Source organism: Gluconobacter morbifer G707 (assembly GCF_000234355.1).
GTDB classification, from domain to species: domain Bacteria; phylum Pseudomonadota; class Alphaproteobacteria; order Acetobacterales; family Acetobacteraceae; genus Gluconobacter; species Gluconobacter morbifer.
The window spans coordinates 697,068-714,055 of sequence record NZ_AGQV01000001.1 but is presented as its reverse complement, the minus strand read 5'-3'; the positions used below and the strand labels follow the sequence as shown (position 1 = coordinate 714,055).

The 16,988-nt window shown below is 62.3% G+C and carries 16 protein-coding genes; 3 read left to right on the top strand and 13 right to left on the bottom strand.

Going from position 1 to position 16,988, the window contains the following annotated elements; genetic code table 11:
• Positions 1 to 3: 3 nt before the first annotated feature.
• The 4 genes from GMO_RS03215 to GMO_RS03200 form a co-directional block, all read right to left on the bottom strand.
• Positions 4 to 636, bottom strand: a complete 633-nt coding sequence (locus GMO_RS03215; RefSeq protein WP_008850834.1) for a LolA family protein — start codon at positions 634 to 636, stop codon at positions 4 to 6.
• 3 nt (positions 637 to 639) lie between these two features.
• The gene (gene mbfA, locus GMO_RS03210) at positions 640 to 1,596 is read right to left on the bottom strand and encodes an iron exporter MbfA (RefSeq protein ID WP_008850833.1); all 957 of its coding nucleotides are present in this window, start codon (positions 1,594 to 1,596) and stop codon (positions 640 to 642) included.
• Position 1,597: 1 nt separating this feature from the next.
• Positions 1,598 to 2,974 (bottom strand): glutamate--cysteine ligase, encoded by a 1,377-nt coding sequence (locus GMO_RS03205; protein ID WP_008850832.1) that lies wholly within the window; start codon positions 2,972 to 2,974, stop codon positions 1,598 to 1,600.
• Positions 2,975 to 3,049: 75 nt separating this feature from the next.
• Positions 3,050 to 3,793, bottom strand: coding sequence for a 16S rRNA (uracil(1498)-N(3))-methyltransferase (locus tag GMO_RS03200; protein ID WP_008850831.1), 744 nt, complete (start codon positions 3,791 to 3,793; stop codon positions 3,050 to 3,052).
• Between the two features lie 37 nt (positions 3,794 to 3,830).
• Here GMO_RS03200 and ubiA point away from each other — a divergent pair, with 37 nt between their 5' ends.
• Together ubiA and GMO_RS03190 are read left to right on the top strand one after the other, a co-directional pair.
• Positions 3,831 to 4,748 carry a 4-hydroxybenzoate octaprenyltransferase gene (ubiA, locus tag GMO_RS03195; protein ID WP_008850830.1) on the top strand — a complete coding sequence of 306 codons (918 nt, stop codon included), beginning with the start codon at positions 3,831 to 3,833 and terminating at the stop codon, positions 4,746 to 4,748.
• A complete protein-coding gene (locus GMO_RS03190; RefSeq protein ID WP_008850829.1) occupies positions 4,745 to 5,401 on the top strand; it encodes a class I SAM-dependent methyltransferase in 657 nt (218 codons plus the stop codon). The genes ubiA and GMO_RS03190 overlap by 4 nt, the downstream gene beginning before the upstream one ends.
• On the opposite strand, the gene GMO_RS03185 is transcribed toward GMO_RS03190, so the two are convergent.
• From GMO_RS03185 to GMO_RS03165, 5 genes are all read right to left on the bottom strand, one after another.
• Positions 5,370 to 6,758: an MFS transporter gene (locus GMO_RS03185; protein WP_008850828.1), complete on the bottom strand. Its 1,389-nt coding sequence runs from the start codon at positions 6,756 to 6,758 to the stop codon at positions 5,370 to 5,372. The genes GMO_RS03190 and GMO_RS03185 overlap by 32 nt on opposite strands.
• A 6-nt stretch (positions 6,759 to 6,764) precedes the next feature.
• Entirely contained in the window at positions 6,765 to 8,177 is a 1,413-nt protein-coding gene (locus GMO_RS03180; protein WP_008850827.1) for a sugar porter family MFS transporter, read from the bottom strand.
• A 173-nt stretch (positions 8,178 to 8,350) separates the two neighbouring features.
• Positions 8,351 to 9,748, bottom strand: a complete 1,398-nt coding sequence (gene der, locus GMO_RS03175) for a ribosome biogenesis GTPase Der (protein ID WP_008850826.1) — start codon at positions 9,746 to 9,748, stop codon at positions 8,351 to 8,353.
• A gap of 4 nt (positions 9,749 to 9,752) precedes the next feature.
• The gene (locus tag GMO_RS03170; RefSeq protein ID WP_008850825.1) at positions 9,753 to 11,150 is read right to left on the bottom strand and encodes a PQQ-binding-like beta-propeller repeat protein; all 1,398 of its coding nucleotides are present in this window, start codon (positions 11,148 to 11,150) and stop codon (positions 9,753 to 9,755) included.
• Positions 11,150 to 11,830, bottom strand: coding sequence for a tetratricopeptide repeat protein (locus GMO_RS03165; RefSeq protein WP_245528415.1), 681 nt, complete (start codon positions 11,828 to 11,830; stop codon positions 11,150 to 11,152). Before GMO_RS03165 ends, GMO_RS03170 begins: the two co-directional genes overlap by 1 nt.
• 210 nt (positions 11,831 to 12,040) lie before the next feature.
• On the opposite strand from GMO_RS03165, the gene GMO_RS03160 reads away from it, so the two are divergent.
• Entirely contained in the window at positions 12,041 to 12,337 is a 297-nt protein-coding gene (locus GMO_RS03160) for a hypothetical protein (RefSeq protein ID WP_008850823.1), read from the top strand.
• Between the two features lie 22 nt (positions 12,338 to 12,359).
• Here the strand turns inward: GMO_RS03160 and GMO_RS03155 are convergent, their stop codons facing one another.
• Genes GMO_RS03155 through GMO_RS03140 form a run of 4 tightly spaced genes read right to left on the bottom strand, consistent with a single transcriptional unit; the run spans position 12,360 to position 16,976 of the window.
• Positions 12,360 to 12,740 carry a hypothetical protein gene (locus GMO_RS03155; RefSeq protein ID WP_008850822.1) on the bottom strand — a complete coding sequence of 127 codons (381 nt, stop codon included), beginning with the start codon at positions 12,738 to 12,740 and terminating at the stop codon, positions 12,360 to 12,362.
• A 45-nt stretch (positions 12,741 to 12,785) separates the two neighbouring features.
• The gene (locus GMO_RS03150; RefSeq protein WP_008850821.1) at positions 12,786 to 14,105 is read right to left on the bottom strand and encodes a dihydroorotase; all 1,320 of its coding nucleotides are present in this window, start codon (positions 14,103 to 14,105) and stop codon (positions 12,786 to 12,788) included.
• Between the two features lie 34 nt (positions 14,106 to 14,139).
• Positions 14,140 to 15,900 carry an asparagine synthase (glutamine-hydrolyzing) gene (gene asnB / locus GMO_RS03145; protein WP_008850820.1) on the bottom strand — a complete coding sequence of 587 codons (1,761 nt, stop codon included), beginning with the start codon at positions 15,898 to 15,900 and terminating at the stop codon, positions 14,140 to 14,142.
• Positions 15,900 to 16,976, bottom strand: coding sequence for a glycosyltransferase (locus tag GMO_RS03140; protein ID WP_008850819.1), 1,077 nt, complete (start codon positions 16,974 to 16,976; stop codon positions 15,900 to 15,902). The genes asnB and GMO_RS03140 overlap by 1 nt, the downstream gene beginning before the upstream one ends.
• Positions 16,977 to 16,988 lie beyond the last annotated feature (12 nt).

Here is a 16,988-nt window from a genome sequence, read left to right as displayed (position 1 = left end):
CCTTCAGTTCTCGGGTTTGGGCAGGATAAACAGGGACTGCGACACCTGCCCGCCCAAGTGGACACCGGACAGGGCGATCGTCGTGGTGCGGCCCTGCGCGTCCACCACGACCCAGCCCAGCAGGCTCAGGGGATTGTCCGAAAACACGAGCGTCAGCGCGCCCTCGCCCGGATTGTCCGTCCGGACGACACGCAGGTTGATCCGTCCGCCCGTATGCTCAAATCCCGTAACCGTCACATCGCCGGAAAGGCGCAGATCGGGCCGAAGAAGCAGCCCGAGCGGCGTGCGATCCAGCGGCATGACCGTCACCTGATCCACGCTTCGGTCCTGAAACACGACCTTGCCGTCATTCGCTACCAGAAGCAGCGGACTCGGCTTGTCATAATCGAAGCGCATCCGCCCCGGACGGTCGAGCGTCGCGGTACCCGTACTGGTCTTGCCGTCGGGGGCCGTCTGGAGGAAGCGGGCCTGAAGGGTCGTGACATGCCCCAAGGCATCCTGAATCCGGTCCACCCATCCCTGCTCCGTGGGGCGAAGCTGGATCGCCGCGGCAGAAGCGGAAGGCGCGAAAGGCAGGGCGGTCACGGAAAACAGGCTCGCCAGAATGGCAGCCCGGAAGAAAACGCGGTTCGTCATATGTCAGAAACTGCCGATCAGAACACCGGTTGCAAAAACGAGAGCGCCGCCGAGCAGGACCTGAGCCAGCGCCGCGCTGAAAGGCGTATCCTGATACCGCCACCGGATCCATGAGATCAGCAGCAGTTCGATCGTGACCGCAGCCAGCGCAACCACAAACGCCGCATGAAACTCCGGCACAAGAAACGGCAGGGTATGGCCGATTCCGCCGCCGAAGGTCATGGCACCACAGATCACACCCCGCGCAAGGGGAGCGCCCCGACCGGAGAGCTTGCCATCATCGGCCAGAGCCTCCGCCAGCCCCATGGAAATTGCCGCGCCGAGAGACGCCGCAAGCCCTACAAGAAAAGCCGCATGGGAACTGTGCGTCGCAAAAGCAGCCGCAAAAACGGGCGCGAGCGTGGATACGGAACCATCCATCAGCCCCACAAGACCTGGCTGCACGATACGCAGTACGAAAACGCGGCGGCTCTGCTCGTCTTCCCTGTCCCGATTGCTACCGTCGAGATGTTCGTCTTCCAGACGATGGGCTTCGCGGCGGTGGCGATCCTCTTCCGTCGCGAGATCCCCAAGCAGGCGGCGGATCTCCGCATCCACGGTCTGGGCGGCGGCCTGCCGGTAAAACCGGGCGGACTGGCGCTCCATCTCCGCAGCCTGTGTCCGGATGGACTCGATGCCACGGTTCTTCATCTGCCAGGCAGACCGCCGGACCGGAAAACCCTGTACGTCCTGCCGCCGCACAAGCGGAATATGATTTCCGAACCGGCGCACGAACAGGTCGATCAGCGCGCGGCGGTGCTGATCCTCTTCCGCCGCCATTTCCCGGAAAATGGCGGCACTGTCAGGGTAGTCATCGGCCAGCATCTGTCCGAAATCGGCATAGATGTGCCCGTCCTCTTCTTCACTGGCGATCGCAAGGGCGAGGATTTCCCGTTCGCCAAGATCCGAGAGTTTCGGCACGTCAGACGGCGGCTTCCGTAAAGAGCGGACGAACATCATGTCCCCACGCCCCGTTATAGAGATCCTGCCAGTACTCAGCCTGATTCGGGCCACCATCTGCGATCAGATGCAGCGGATCGAGGAATGCCGCCTCATCACGCACACGCGCCCGCAGCCCCTGCTCTGCAAGGGCCAGAACCCGTTGCGCAAACGGCTTCAGCCCACCGGGGAACGCCGCGTTCATGGCGATCTTCGGCACCTCCGCGCGAAGCTGGGCGTAAGTCTCCCATGGCTGCTCGCGCACAAGCTTCTCGGCCGCTTCCAGCGTAGTCGGATCGTAAAGCAGCCCTACCCAGAACGCAGACTGCGCCACCATCATTTCCAGACGTCCGGCATCCGCGCCCCGCATCTCGAGGAACTGCTTGAGACGCACATCGGGAAACGCCGTTGTCAGATGGTCTTCGAAATCGCCGATGGTCGGTGTCAGGCCCTCAAGGCCTGGCTGCGGCTCTCCTTCGATCCAGCGACGGAAGGACGCACCGGCAACGTCGATGTTCTTCCCGTCCCGGGCAACGAAATACATCGGAACATCCAGAAGCCAGTCCACGTAGCGTTCGAAGCCGAATCCGTCCTCGAAGAACAGCGGCGGCTGACCGGCCCGCTGGTTGTCCGTATCCGTCCAGATCCGGGCGCGGTTGGAGAGGTAACCGTTCGTCTTGCCTTCCACGAAGGGAGAATTCGCGAAAAGCGCCGTTGCCAGAGGCTGGAGCGCAAGCGAGACACGCATCTTGCGCGCCATGTCGGCTTCATCGCTGAAATCGAGATTGACCTGAACCGTGCAGGTTCGTGTCATCATGTCCAGCCCGAGCGATCCGACCTTCGGCATGTAATTGCGCATGATGGCGTAGCGCGTCTTCGGCATCCAAGGCATCGCGTCACGCGGCCATAGCGGCTGGAAGCCGAAGGGCAGAAAACCGAGTCCCAGATCCTGGGCCGGTCCGCGCACCATATCGAAATGCGCCTGCATTTCTGCCTGCGTGTCATGAAGGCTGACGAGCGGCGCGCCGGACAGCTCGAACTGTCCAGCGGGTTCGAGGGAAATGGCGCGGCCGTTCTGGGCATTCTGCCCCTGAAGACCGATCAGGTTTTCACCGTCATGTATCGGCGCCCAGTCAGGCCCCTGAAGCGCATGGAGAAGGGCGCCAATACCCTGCGGCTCATAGGGTGGCGGGAAAAGCGGCGGCCGACCATTGGCCCTGTCCGGCAGGACGAAACCGAATTTTTCATGCTCGGTCCCGATTTTCCATTCCGATTTCGGCTTGCAGCCCCGCACCAGAACCTCGACGAGCTGTGCCCGGCTTTCGATGGGCGCAGTATTGGGTGTACCGGAATTGGACATGGCGTTGGGCCTCGGTTTCAAAATCGTTGTTCGATATTCACTGAACTTGTAGCAGGTCCGACAATCCTGTCACCCTCAGGCACCCCGACGAACCGCCAGCCGGACCAGCCCGGCGCAGACAGCCGTCTCGGCCCGCAGGATCAGCGGCCCCAGACCCAACGCATGAACCGCGGGCGTCCGCTGGAGCAGCGCCACCTCAGCCTCCGTGAAGCCACCCTCCGGCCCGATCAGAAGTGCCGCGGCACGGACGGAACCGTCTTCCTCTCCGGGACGACGCTCCAGCGCCGCGAAAAGCGGTTTTCCATCCGGCCATTCTGCTAGGACCGCCTTCAGCGGTTCCAGCGGCGCAATGGAAGGGACATCGAGCCGCTCGCACTGCTCCGCCGCTTCTGTGGCGATCAGGAACAGCCGCTGGGGATTGAGACGGTGTGTGTTGGTCCGCTCGGTCACGACGGGAATGAAGCGCGTTACTCCCAGCTCGGTCCCCATGCGGATCAGCAGTTCCGTCGCATCACGCTTGAGAGGCGCAAACAGCAGTTCCACACCCTCCGTAGGCCGGGCCGGACGTTCCTGGACATAAAGGCGAATGCTCCCCCGGTCTTTCCTCAGAGTCTGGAGACATCCACTCCACTCCCCGTCCCGGGCGTTGAAAACACGAACGGCATCGCCCACCCTCTGTCGCAATACATTGCCCAGATAATGGGCCTGTCCCGGAGGAAGCGGAATTTCCAGCCCAGCTGCGAAGGGAAGGTCAGGGCTCTCAACATAAAGGCGGGGATCCGAACGGCTCATCTTTCCCCGATAGCGCGCGCCGCCCATTGACGGAAGCACTTCAGCGCCGCATCACATCCTTTCCATGAGCCAGACCCGCGCCCATACCGACATCCGCCTGACAGGCCGCATCGCGCGCCTGCCCGAACCCTGGCGTTCCTATGCCCTTCTGGCGCGGCTGGACCGGCCCGTCGGAACGTGGCTGCTGTTCCTGCCCGGCATCTGGGGCCTGTTTCTCGCACCTCATGCCACCATAAGCACGCGCCTTCTCGACACCGCTCTGTTCGGGTTCGGTTCGCTGGTCATGCGGTCTGCCGGCTGTGTCGTGAATGACATCTGGGACCGCGACATCGACGCGAAAGTCACCCGGACAGCCGGACGGCCTCTCGCCAGCGGCGCACTTTCCCTCAAACAGGGACTGCTTCTGCTGGCCGTGCTGCTGCTGATGGGTCTGGGGGTTCTGGTCTGCCTGCCATTTGCCTGCTGGGTACTTGCACCACTGGCCCTTCTGCTGGTCGCGCTCTATCCCGCGGCCAAGCGCGTCACCTGGTGGCCGCAGCTCGTCATGGGCTTCACCTTCGGATTCGGCGCACCAATGGGATATGCCGCCGCAGGGGGCTCCCTCGATGCCAACGGCCTCCTGCTCTATGCCGCCGTCATCGTCTGGCAACTCGGCTTCGACACGATCTATGGTTTCCAGGACATGGACGATGACGCCCGCATCGGCGTGCGGTCCACGTCACGCCTGATGGAAACGCGGGCACGCCCCTTCATCGGCACGTGTTATGGCGCAATGCTTGTCCTGCTCGCCATCGTGGCCATTCATGCCCGTCTGTCATGGGTCTTCTGGCCACCCTTCCTTCTGGCCGGGTATTTTCTCCTCCAGCAGGTCCGTCTGCTCGATCCGCACGATGCGCCTGCCTGTCTGCGGGATTTCCGCCGCAATGTCCCGATCGGTCTGATTCTGGCGCTCGCTTTCGTGGCTGGACGGCTTTTTGGATGAAAGACCCGGCCGCGTTCATCACAGCCAACACCATGATCGAACAGGCCCCGCTTGTTCCGGAAATCGCCCTGCATCTGGCAACGGACATCACCCCCATCTGGCAGGCCAGCGAAACCTATCTCGAACAGATGGGCATGGAGCCGCCTTTCTGGGCTTTCGCCTGGCCGGGCAGCCAGCTGATCGCACGCTTCATTCTCGACAATCCGGAGCGCGTGCGTGGCAGACGGGTGCTGGATGTCGCCTGCGGATGTGGCATGGCCGCCATCGCCGCAGCCATGGCCGGAGCAGCCAGCGTCACCGCCAACGACATCGACCCGCTGGCCCTATCGGCCACAGTGCTCAACGCGGAACTGAACGCCGTTTCCATCACACCCTGCCTGGGGGATCTCGTCGGCATCCGCCCGGACTGCGATCTGCTGGTGATCGGCGATGTCTGTTACAACGAACCCATGGCAGCAAGGATCGTTCCCTGGCTCCTGGAATGCGCAAAGGACCGCGAAGTCTGGCTTTGCGATCCCGGCCGTCATTATGCCCCGAAAATGGAACTCGACGTCCTGACGAAGCAGGACGTGCCCGTCACGCAGGCGCTGGAAAGCGCGGATATACGCACCACCACGCTCTTCAGTCTGCAACATACTTCCGGCAAAAGCTGAGCGCAGACCCCGTCAGGGCAACCAGCATGGCGCCGAACAGGCAGATAAAGGCCGGATGGGGAAAAGCCGTGAATAGCCCAGCCACCAGCAGCGCGCCAACCGTCTGCCCCCCCAGTCGCGCCACGGACAGCATGCCGCTGGCTCCACCTTCACGCCCCGGAGGCGCCGTGACCATAATGGCGCGATTGTTGGGCGGCTGAAACAGACCAAAGCCGCACCCTGCGAACAGCGTGCGCCACGCGATGGAAAAACTGCTCGCATCCGGTGACAGTGCCCACAGCAGGAAAAAACCGCTCCCCGTTATGAACAGTCCGAGCGAGGACAGCATGGAAGCCGGAAACCGGTCCGCCAGCCGACCGACCACGAACGACATGGTCGCGACCCCAACTGCCCAGGGTGTGATCAGCAGGCCGATCATGCCCGGTCCACAATGAAACGTCGTCGCCAGCGTAAACGGCATGGCGACGATATAGAGGTTTGAACTGACAAACCCGAAGAACCCGACCAGACAGGCCAAAAGAAACGGACGGCGGCGAAACAGATCAACAGGGACGATCGGCTCCAGCCGTTCCCGCTGATAGTGCAGCAGCATTCCCCAGCACAGCAGAGCCGCACCTGTCAGCAGGGCTCCGGGCAGGAACTCGGCATGCATCAGTTCATCCAGCCCGATTCCCGTCAGGGCAAAGGACGCAACGCACAGGGCGCCTCCAACCAGATCGACATGCACGCTGCTGCGGGGAGTCTCAGGCAAAGCAAAATGCGCCAGTGCCAGCGCCGCCAGTGCCAGTGGAAGATTGATCCAGAAAATCCAGGGCCAGGGCGCCAGAGACAGGATCAGCGACCCCAGCGGCGGCCCAAGCGCCACGCCAATCCCCACGAACAGCCCGTTCAGGGCAATGCCGCGCCCCAGTTCCGCATGGGGATAGATGAACCGGACGAGCGCGATGTTGACGCTCATGATGCACGCCCCGCCAATTCCCTGGAGCGCACGCGCAAGAGTGAGTTCCAGCAGATTCTGGGAAACGGCGCAGGCTACCGAAGAGACGAGGAAAATGACGATTCCCACCTGGCTCATCCGGCCAAATCCAACCCGTGCACCGATGGAGGCGAGAGGCAACAGGCATGAAAGACTGGCCATCTGGTAAGCGTTGACAACCCAAATGGCCCGGGAAGAGGACGCATGCAGGTCATGGGCAATGAAGGGAAGCGCCGTATTGGCGATAGCGTAATCAAGAATGGAAAGCATCAGTGCCAGAAGCACTGCCGACATCGCCTTGATGCGTCTGGCGCCGTGAAGTCCGGCGTGCCTTTTCGGATCATATTCCTCTGCGAAACCGGATGTCGTGGCTGCTTTCATGATGATCTACTGCCCCAGGTCACGCAGACGTCTCCCTGCGAAAAGATTGGTCTCCAGATTTTCGAGGGAGACACCTTTTGTCTCTGGCACCATAAACAGCGTCATCAGGATGAAAAGGCCGTTAAACACGGCAAACATCAGGAAGGTCAGGGATGCCCCGACAGCCGCCATGATGACTGGGAAAGTATAGGAAATCGCCCAGTTGGCCACCCAGTTTGTAACGGTGGAGCATCCAATCCCGAAATCCCGCCCCCGCGTGGGCTGGACTTCAGAGCACAGGGTCCAGACCAGGGGGCCTTCCCCAATGGCAAAACCGGCAACGAACAGGATCACGAAACCACACAAGGCAAGCTGGGATGCCAGACTGCTCGCTCCGATCCCCAGCAGAACGCCGACGCCAAGAAGGGAGAACGCCGCGAGCGCACAGCTCAGGATCAGAAGCGGGCGCCGTCCCCACCGGTCAACGGATGCAATGGCGACACCTGTGAAGGTCATGTTGACGAGACCGACCAGCGTTGTCGCCCAGATGGAAGCGTGCGCTCCGAAATGGGCAGCCTGAAACACACGGGGGGCATAATAAAGGAGCGCGTTGATCCCGGAGAGCTGCTGCATGATCTGAAGCAGCATCCCCAGAAAAACCGTTCTGCGGAAGTTGGGATTGGTCCTGAACAGTCCGAAACCGGCATTACTGCTTTTTCTGAGGCGGGACTGGATGTCCATCAGTTCCGCCTCCGCAACCTCCCGGTCCGAACGGAGCGTATGCAGAACGCGTCGTGCGCGCTCCGTATCGCCCTTCATCATCAGCCAGCGCGGGCTATGGGGAAGGATCAGCACGATTCCAAGAAAACCGCTCGCGGGAATGGCCATAACCCCAAGCATGACCCGCCAGTGCCCGCCAGACGCCAGCAGACTGTCTGACACGAATGCCAGGAATATCCCTAAAGAAACCATGAGCTGATAGAACGAGATCATGGCCCCGCGGGCGGACTCAATCGTGATTTCAGAAATATAAAGCGGAGCGGCAAATGCCGCGATTCCCACAGCCAGCCCGAGGAAGAGCCGGCCAATGATCAGGACAGTCGGTGCAGGAGCCAGCGCACAGAACGATGTCCCCGTCAGAAACAGGACAGCCGCGCCCAGCATGGCCCCTGTCCGCCCGAATCGGGCCGAGACCCGCCCCGCAAACAGCGATCCGACGGCAGCCCCCGCCATCATGGACGAAACGATCCATCCCTGAAGGGTGTCAGTGGCGTGAAAATCTGTAGCGATAAAGGGCAGCGCGCCGGCAACCACGCCTGTATCCAGACCAAACATCAGGCCTGCGAGAGCTGCAAGGATTGCCAGCGTTGTTGCCCGGGCGGTGCTTCGATGAGGACTGCCAGCGTCTTCGTCACTTCGGATCGAAGCGATTTCTGCCATACCTTCGGGTCCTCACCTGATTATCCATCGCGATCCGCAGACATAGCCTGTCTTCTCATTGAAAAAGATGCGTCATGTCTGGGGAAGAATGTCCCGCCCCGACACAGGAGGCAAGACACGGAAAGTTATTGTTCCGTTTTCCCGATGCGTTCAACGCGAACGGAAATAGATGATCATTTCTCCGCATAGGGGTTCTTCGTACCCCGTAGCTGAAGCCGGATGGGAACGCCCGGCATGTGAAATGTCTCCCGTAGTCCATTGACTAGATAGCGTTTATAGGAATCCGGCAACTGTTCCGCCCGCGTCCCGAACAGGATGAACGTCGGCGGACGGCTCTTGGCCTGCGTCATGTACCGCAGCTTGAGGCGGCGCCCATCTACCAGCGGCGGCTGGTGACGCTCCAGGGCATCCTCGAACCAGCGGTTGAGTTCACCGGTGGTCACGCGGGAATTCCAGATCTCGTAAACATTACGCACTGCAGGCAGCAGACGCTGAACCCCCGCTCCCGTCAGGGCCGAGAACGTCACCACCGGAATCCCGCGAACCTGCGCCAGGGATATTTCCAGCCGGTCCAGAATCGCCTTGCGTGTCGCGTTCCTGTCCTCGACCGCATCCCATTTGTTCAGGGCAATGACGCAGGCGCGCCCTTCCCGCTCGATCAGGCGGCCGATCTGAAGATCCTGCTCATGAACGCCCAGCGTGGCGTCAATGACCAGAACGACCACCTCCGCCATTTTCAGAGCCTCGATCGAAGCAGAAACGGACATCCGCTCCAGCGACTGCTCCACCCGGGCGCGCTTGCGCATCCCTGCCGTATCAACCAGCCGGATCGGACCGACATCATCATGCAGGTCAACCGAGACGGAATCACGGGTCAGCCCGGCTTCCGGCCCGGTAATCATGCGCTCCTCGCCCAGCAGACAGTTCAGCAGCGTGGACTTTCCAGCATTCGGACGGCCGATGATCGCCAGACGCAGCGGGCCGGCGGGTCGTTCCTCTTCCTGCTCCACGCCGCCTTCCCCTTCAACGGGAGGTGGCGGTTTCGGGCGTTTCCGGCGCTCTTCCGGCGGCAGGCGCTCGGCGATCGCGCCCATCAGATCCGCAATCCCCTCGCCATGCTCGGCGGACAGAGCCAGAGGTGTCCCCAGACCGAGCGAATAGGCTTCCAACGCCGCATTCGTCCCGGCCTGCCCTTCGGCCTTGTTCGCAATCAGCAGCACGGGGCGGTTCTGCCGCCGCAGCCACTGGGCGAAATGCGCGTCCGCCGGCGTGATGCCCGAGCGGGCATCAATGCAGAACAGCACCAGATCCGCCATACCAACAGCAGATTCCGAAGACGCACGCATGCGGCCGAACAGCGTGTCCGGCGCAGCTTCTTCCAGCCCGGCCGTATCGATCAGCCGGACCCTGCGCCCGCGCAGCAGGGCTTCCCCCTCCTTGCGGTCACGGGTAACACCCGGCATGTCAGACACGATGGCCTGACGCCGCCCGACAAGACGGTTGAAAAGAGTGGATTTCCCGACATTCGGGCGCCCGGCGATAACAACGACGGGCAGGTTCTCAGAGGTCATTCGTTCAGCCATAGGCCCGCAGGACAGCATCCTGCGAAAGCGTCAGTACATGTCCGTCACAGACAATGGGCTGCACTTCGCACGGCGCGGTTGTCTTGCGGCGCATTTCAAATTCGCCAGTCACGGCATTCACAACAGCCATGCCTTCCGGCGGCAGGTTCGAGAAACAGACCAGCTTGCCCTCGGCCAGCACCGGCCCCACCCAGTTCACCGCATCCTTCTGGACGGATTCCCGCCGGAAACGACGCAGCTGCGTGATCCAGCGCACATGTCCGGACAGACGGTCCAGACAGGCCAGCTGCTGGTCAGTAGAGAGGACATACAGCCAGTCTCCACAGATCACGAGCGGATTCTGCCCGCTGATCTCCCGCTCCCACAGACGACGTCCCGAGCGCATGTCGATCGACACAAGAACATTTGCAAGCGAAACGGCATAAGCCGTACCGTCAATGATGACGGGCGCTCCACGAATACACGAGAAATCGAGCATGGCGCCCATGCCGTTGGCGCCACCCAGACTGTCACTCCAGACCATCTCGCCAGACGTGGCACGCAAGGCCACGAGGTCACCACTGCCAAACCCGGCCAGGACAACACCATCCACGAGAGCCGGCGCGGCCTGTCCGAAGATGACCGTGTCGGCAGCCGTCGCTTGATAGGTCCAGATCTGACGGCCGGTCTTGGCGTCCAGCGCGAACAGCCGTTCATCAATGGTGCCGAAGACAACCAGACCTTCCGCCACCGTCGGAGCGGAACGGCCAGGCGTTCCCAGATTCACGACCCAGTGAGGTTTTCCGGTCTCCGCATCCACGGCCAGCGCCTGCGCCACACCATCCACGATGTAGAGCGTGTCCCCATCCAGCGCGAGACCACCGCCGATATTGGTGGACCGGGAATTTTTCGGTGCGGGCTGACGCGTCCACAGATGCCTGCGCCCCGGCCAGGTCCAGGCCTTGACCACACCCTGCGCGTCAGTCGTGAAGAGACGCCCGTTCCCGATAACAGGAGGCGACTGAATGGCGCCACGGTTGTTGGGCATGATCGCGATCATGGACAGCATGCTTGCGGGATCGGTGTTCGCGCCGACGGAATGGCTCCATGTCAGCTGGGGCCCCTTCCACTGCGCATTGACCGCAACATGGTCAGGGGTCCGTTCAGCCTGAAGCCATTCGCTCACGGCCTGAACAGGGGCTAGCCGGATCGGGGTATGGTCATCCTTGTCCACGGTCAGACCGGCACCGGTGGAAAGGATATTGACGCGATGACCGGCCAGGGTCGGCTTCTTGTCATCCTCGAACAGGCTGCACCCGCCAAGGGCCGCGACAGCCACCCCGGAACAGGCCGTCCGCAGAAGAGAGCGACGGTTCATGGAAGACAGGGACAAACAGTCAGGACGGCGCATCAACCAGCGTCTCCAAAGGTTTCGAGGAGGGCCTGCGCCCGTGCACGGGTTCCCTCTGTCGCGGTATTGCTGCTCACGATCTGGGTCAGGAGACGGTGCGCCTCTTTCTGCTGGTCAGGCGTCGCGCCGGGACGCAGGTCCAGCGCGACCAGCCCTTCCTGTGCGAGCGCGGACCAGCCGCCACCGTTCTGGACAAGCGCTTCATACCCCGCACGCAGAGTCTTCGGGTCAGCCGTGTCCGTCTGGGCATTCAACGCCATGTATCGTGCCATGCTGCGCAGGGCCGGCTCGGCCCTGTCATCCGCCGCAACGGCATTCCAGGACTTCAGGGCCGCCACCATGTCGTGGTCGTGCGCCTTCAGATCTGCCAGACGCAACCCCGCATAGGCGCGCACGCCCACCGGGCCATGATCGGTTAAATCTTGGAATTCCGTCTCGGCCTTCCGGGTTGCCGCCGCGTCATGCTTGGGATCGGACAGGCTCTGCACGGCCCCGAAATACTGGGCCGAAGCCAGCCGCTGGGCCTCATGGCGGGAATGGACATTCCATCCCCACAACCCGCCTCCAACGGCTCCGACAACGATCACGGCGGCCACGATGCCACCAACACGTCGCGCCATGGCACGCAGGCGCTGTGCCTGAATTTCGCTATTCACGTCTGCGATGAAATCGTCCGCCACCTGGTCCCCTGCTGGATCGGTCTTCAAACTGTTCGCGGAACCATACAGCCGCCGCCTGCCCGCGGCAAACTGTTCCCCACAGTTTCCCCCGGCGGTCGCATTCCGCTTCTCTCCGCCCGAGAGGATATGCATTGAGGGAAAATCATACCGCAACAGAAAAAACATCCGGTCTTCAGACTTCCTTAACCGGAACCGGCTCAGAACCTTCCTATGATGAAGCGCGCCCTGATCCTGCTGCTCCCCTTCGCCCTTCTGACCGCCTGCGCCCCGGATCGCCTGGCATCCGCCGTGACGGGAAAGGATTGCAGCACGGCCTATCTCTATGACGGAGACAGCTTCTGTGCCCGCCCAATCGGACCGCCGCCTCCACAGCCTTACTGCACGACCAGCTTCGAGGGTACGGAATGTTATGCCCGGCCGGACCTGATGCCGAATGTCGCCCGTCAGACCTATGAAGGACCCACATCCCTGACTCCATTACAGAATCAGGAACGCATGGGTCAGTAAGCAACACCCACAGGCAGAAGGATCAGTGATGACCCAGCTTGCGTCCGGCCGTCGTCAGTTCGGTGGAGAGTTTCTGGAAGCTGGCGGCGATATGACCCTGCACGGCCGCGCTTCCCGCATGAATATGCGAGATTTTCGCACTGGCTTCCTGGCTGATGGCCGTCTCTTCCCGGTTGGCCTGCCCCGAGACGCAGGCGTTGTAGGCCCGGGCAGCCTTTTCGTAAGCCGTTACGCGATCCACACTGTCATTGTACTGCGCCACGGTTCCGGCCTTGATGGCAGGAGCCTGTGGTTCGGCGCCGCATTTGGCGGCCGTCCAGGAGGATTCGGCCGCCTGAACGACGCTGGTGGACAGTACGGCCAGAAGAGACAGGCCGCACAGGGCGATGACGGAACGACTCATAAAGCTCCCTTTCATGATCGAAGCGGCGCGCCCCCTATCGCCTGATCAAGGCGCAAATTTGGCAGGACGTCCCGTCGCGCTTCCGGTCACGGCATCATTCTCCATGACAACCGTCCCCCGCACGATGGTCGCCATGGGCCAGCCCTTGACGGAGGTTCCGTCAAATGGCGTCCAGCCCACGGGAGACGCGATCCAGTCATTGGTAATCGTGCGCTGAGCCTGCATGTCCACGAGCGTGAAATCCGCATCGAACCCGACGGCCAAACGCCCTTTGGTCTGAAGACCGTAGATCCGGGCCGGACCCGCCGCCATCAGATCCACCAGCCGCGAAAGGGAAAGCCGTCCGGCATTGACGTGATCCAGCATAACCGGAACGATCGTCTGCACGCCGGTCAGGCCGGACGGACATTTTGGCCAGGGCAGACGCTTGGCATCCAGCGGATGCGGCGCATGATCGGAAGACACGACGTCCACACGCCCATCCCGCACGGCCTGCCAGCTTGCCTCATAGTGCCGCCGGTCCCGCAGGGGAGGGTTCATGACGGCCAGACCGCCCAGCTTCTCATAACAGTCCGGTGCAATCTGTGAGAGATGGTTCACCAGAACCTCTACCGAGCAGATGTCGCGGTGATCCGCGAGATATTCCAGTTCTTCCGCCGTGGATGTGTGCAGAATATGGGCCGGACGGTTGGTCTTGTGCGCAATGGACACGATGCGGCGCGTGCCGAGAAAGGCACATTCCACATCCCGCCACAGACTGTGCGTTTCGTAAGGCTGACCTTCATGGAACAGCGATTTGCGCGCCTGGAGACGGTACTCATCCTCGGAATGGAAACAGACCCGCCGATGCCCCGAACGCATGACGGCCTCGATCCCCGCATCATCCTCGATCATCAGGTTGCCGGTGGACGATCCGGCAAACACCTTGATCGCACAGACACCGGGCATCTGTTCCAGTTCGGCCAGATCCGGCGTGTTCTCGCGCGTTGCCCCCACATACATGCCGACATCCACATGTGCCGTCTTCGTGATATGGTCGTATTTCCACTCCAGCATCGTCCGGTCCGTAACGGCCGGAGACGTATTCGGCATGTCAAAAACCGTTGCCACCCCGCCAAGGGCCGCAGCCCGCGTCCCGGTTTCCAGCGTCTCTACTTCCGGTTTCCCCGGATCGCGCAGATGAACATGGGAATCAATCAGCCCGGGAAGAACATGCAGTCCCTTCGCATCAATCACACGTCCGGCCTCATCCTGCGCCGTCACGGAAAGAGAAACGATCTTCCCGTTCCGAACCCCCAGATCGGCATCGGCCTCCCCCCAGGGGAAAACGCAGCGCCCGCCACGGATGATGAGATCGTAATGCATGCTCGGTCCTTTGGTCTTTCAGGGAGATATGCGTCTATGCGGCGCGATCGAGGGTGTCGAAAACATCGCCATCAGCGGGAATGTTTTCGATATGATGCCGATGCCACAGGGCATAGAACAGAAGCGTCCAGGCCTGCCTGACATGCCCGCGTTGTGTGGCCGTTTCGAACAGGGACCGGACATCCAGCGGCAGATTCAACGCACGGATGCAGTCCTGTCGCGCCATGAGCGGACCGAGCCGTCTGGACCATCGCTCGATCCAGTGTCCGATCGGAACGGTAAAGCCCTGTTTGGGCGCGAAGGGACGCGACTCGGGCAGCGCCGTTTCAAGCCAGCGCCGCAGCAGCCATTTGCCATACCTGTCCCGGACCTTGAACCGGGCCGCCAGCGGCCAGACCGCCTTCGCCACGACCGGATCAAGCAACGGCGTGCGCCCTTCAGCCGAATGGGCCATCAGACAGCGATCCAGCTTGAGCAGAAGATCATTCGGCAGCCACTCCGCCACGTCCAGCGCCTGCGCTCCTTCCAGGCCGCCGAGACCGAGCGCCAGTTCCGTGGCGGACAAACCGGCCCGCCATTGCTGGCTGCGCCCCGGAAAGCGTTTCCCGAACGTCCCGGAGCGATAGGGCGACCGCCCCCCCTGCCACCAGGGCCTCAACACACGGCGATAGCGTCCGTACCCGGCAAAAAGTTCGTCGCCACCTTCTCCGCTCAGGATGACCGTCACGTCCCGCCGCGCCTCCCGGGCGAGAAACCATGTCGGGATGATGGCATAATCAGCTGCCGGATCATCCATGCAGCTCACGATCCGGGGCAGATCCCGCCACACCATCTCTTCCGTGACCGTCAGGACATGGTGCTGCGCCCCGACCGCGTGCGCCAGCCCGGCCGCGGCCTCCGCCTCATCTGCCGCGCCGCTGTCAAAACGCGCCGTCCATGTCAGAGGGTGAGGCAGCCCCAGACGATGGGCCGCAGCCAGAATGGTCGCGCTATCAATTCCACCGGACAGGAAAAGACCCAGCGGAACATCCGCCCGCAGATGTGCGTGCACACTGTCCATCAGGGCCGCATCAAGACGCCGGATGGCCTGTTCATCCGTCAGTTCGGCCGGCACGATGTCCTCCGCTTCCCGCAGGGGATAACGCCGCCGGGATTCCACGATGCGCCCGTCCAGAATACGCAGGGTCTCACCCGGCAGGAGACGACGGATCCCTGCGAGAACCGTGTCCTGTCCGGTTGTGAACTGAAGCTGGAGGAGTTCATCACGGCTGCTGGTCAGGACTTCGCGTCGGCCATATCCGCCTGCGAGCAGGGCCTGGGCCTCGGAAGCGAATGCGATGCCACCCGGATATTCCGCCACATACAGCGGCTTGATCCCGAAAGGATCGCGCGACAGCACCATTTCGTGCTGGCCATGCTCATCCTCTACAGCGGCAATCGCATACATGCCACGCAGTTCATGCGTATAACCCGCACCGTCCCTCAGCCAGAGATGGAGCGGCGGCTCACAGTCACTACCCGTCCGGAAGCAGTGCTCCGGAAAGCGGCTTCGGATCTGCGGATCGTTGTAGATCTCCCCATTCGCGACCAGAGCGGCATCCCCGAGGACAAAAGGCTGCTTTCCCCCGGCAATATCCACGATCGAAAGACGTCTGTGACGCAGGCCGGCCCCCGCGAGATCCAGTCGCCCCTCTCCGTCCGGCCCACGATGGAAAATGGCCTGTGACATCCGGTCCAGCGCCGCCTGATCCGGCCGGTGCCCGGGAAGGCAGGAAACACCCGCAATGCCACACATCAGCCCCGCCCCCCGTCAAGGAAGGCAGACCACCGGGCCATGACGATATCCTGTGCGAATTCCCGCTCGAACCGCATCCGGCCGTTACGACGCAGACGACGGTTCAGGGCCTTGTCCTCCAGAACACGCCCGATCTGCTCCGCCAGACGCACGTCATCCTCGACCGGCGCCAGAAGTCCGTCCTCCGTCCCTTCGAGGATTTCCCTTGGGCCCTGAATGGCACTTCCCACCACGGGCACGCCAGCCGAAAGCGCCTCGATCACAACATTCCCGAGCGGTTCGATCCTGGAGGGACACACCAGCACGTCACAGGCCCGCAGCCAGGGACCGGTCTCGGCCATCCAGCCCGGCAGATGAACACGCGCCGCCACGCCTTCCCCATGCGCCAGCTTTTCGAGTGCGCCCCGTTCCTGACCTTCTCCTGCGATAACAAGATGGACCTGCGGCAGATGCCTCATGGCGCGAATCAGGACATCGAACGCCTTGTTCTCATGCAGCCGCCCCAGCGCCAGCACGAACGGAACATTGTCCGGCAGAAAGTCAGGACGACCGGGTTTAACGGACGAGAAATCCGTTGCGAAATTCGGGAGGTAATGCACCCGCTGTTCCGGCCATCCCTGCTCCACCATCCAGCGGGCCAGCCCCCGGGTATTCCCGATCAGATGATCGCACCGCCGATAGTTGGACAGATCATAATACCCTCCCAGACGTCCGGCGAGGCGCCATGGCCCGGCGGGAACAAGCCGGGCGGCACGGCTCATCCACGCCACGACCATATCCGGCTGGAAGTCCCGCAGGCTCCGCCGCAATGCCGGAGTGGTGCCCAGATCTAGCAGCCCCCCGAACCGGTAGGTCCGCGTCTCCACGCCAGCCGCTTCGAGGCGGGCATGGCGGTCCCTGTCGTGACGGATCATGGCGCGGACAGATCGGCCATCCTGTGTCTGGGCAATGGAGAGGCGCTCGAAGAACAGTTCCGCCCCACCACGCGCCGCGCCGGCCATGACATGCGCCACCCGCCCGCGATGGCTGGAAGACAGGGTGTGACGTGGCAAAGCGGACGGCTGCGGGGCAATCATGCACCCTCTATC

Coding starts and splice junctions, on each gene's coding strand:
- GMO_RS03215 (WP_008850834.1), bottom strand. CDS start 636: ATGACGAACCGCGTTTTCTTCCGGGCTGCCATTCTGGCGAGCCTGTTT.
- GMO_RS03205 (WP_008850832.1), bottom strand. CDS start 2,974: ATGTCCAATTCCGGTACACCCAATACTGCGCCCATCGAAAGCCGGGCA.
- GMO_RS03200 (WP_008850831.1), bottom strand. CDS start 3,793: ATGGGCGGCGCGCGCTATCGGGGAAAGATGAGCCGTTCGGATCCCCGC.
- ubiA (WP_008850830.1), top strand. CDS start 3,831: ATGAGCCAGACCCGCGCCCATACCGACATCCGCCTGACAGGCCGCATC.
- GMO_RS03190 (WP_008850829.1), top strand. CDS start 4,745: ATGAAAGACCCGGCCGCGTTCATCACAGCCAACACCATGATCGAACAG.
- GMO_RS03185 (WP_008850828.1), bottom strand. CDS start 6,758: ATGAAAGCAGCCACGACATCCGGTTTCGCAGAGGAATATGATCCGAAA.
- GMO_RS03180 (WP_008850827.1), bottom strand. CDS start 8,177: ATGGCAGAAATCGCTTCGATCCGAAGTGACGAAGACGCTGGCAGTCCT.
- der (WP_008850826.1), bottom strand. CDS start 9,748: ATGACCTCTGAGAACCTGCCCGTCGTTGTTATCGCCGGGCGCCCGAAT.
- GMO_RS03170 (WP_008850825.1), bottom strand. CDS start 11,150: ATGCGCCGTCCTGACTGTTTGTCCCTGTCTTCCATGAACCGTCGCTCT.
- GMO_RS03160 (WP_008850823.1), top strand. CDS start 12,041: ATGATGAAGCGCGCCCTGATCCTGCTGCTCCCCTTCGCCCTTCTGACC.
- GMO_RS03155 (WP_008850822.1), bottom strand. CDS start 12,740: ATGAGTCGTTCCGTCATCGCCCTGTGCGGCCTGTCTCTTCTGGCCGTA.
- GMO_RS03150 (WP_008850821.1), bottom strand. CDS start 14,105: ATGCATTACGATCTCATCATCCGTGGCGGGCGCTGCGTTTTCCCCTGG.
- asnB (WP_008850820.1), bottom strand. CDS start 15,900: ATGTGTGGCATTGCGGGTGTTTCCTGCCTTCCCGGGCACCGGCCGGAT.
- GMO_RS03140 (WP_008850819.1), bottom strand. CDS start 16,976: ATGATTGCCCCGCAGCCGTCCGCTTTGCCACGTCACACCCTGTCTTCC.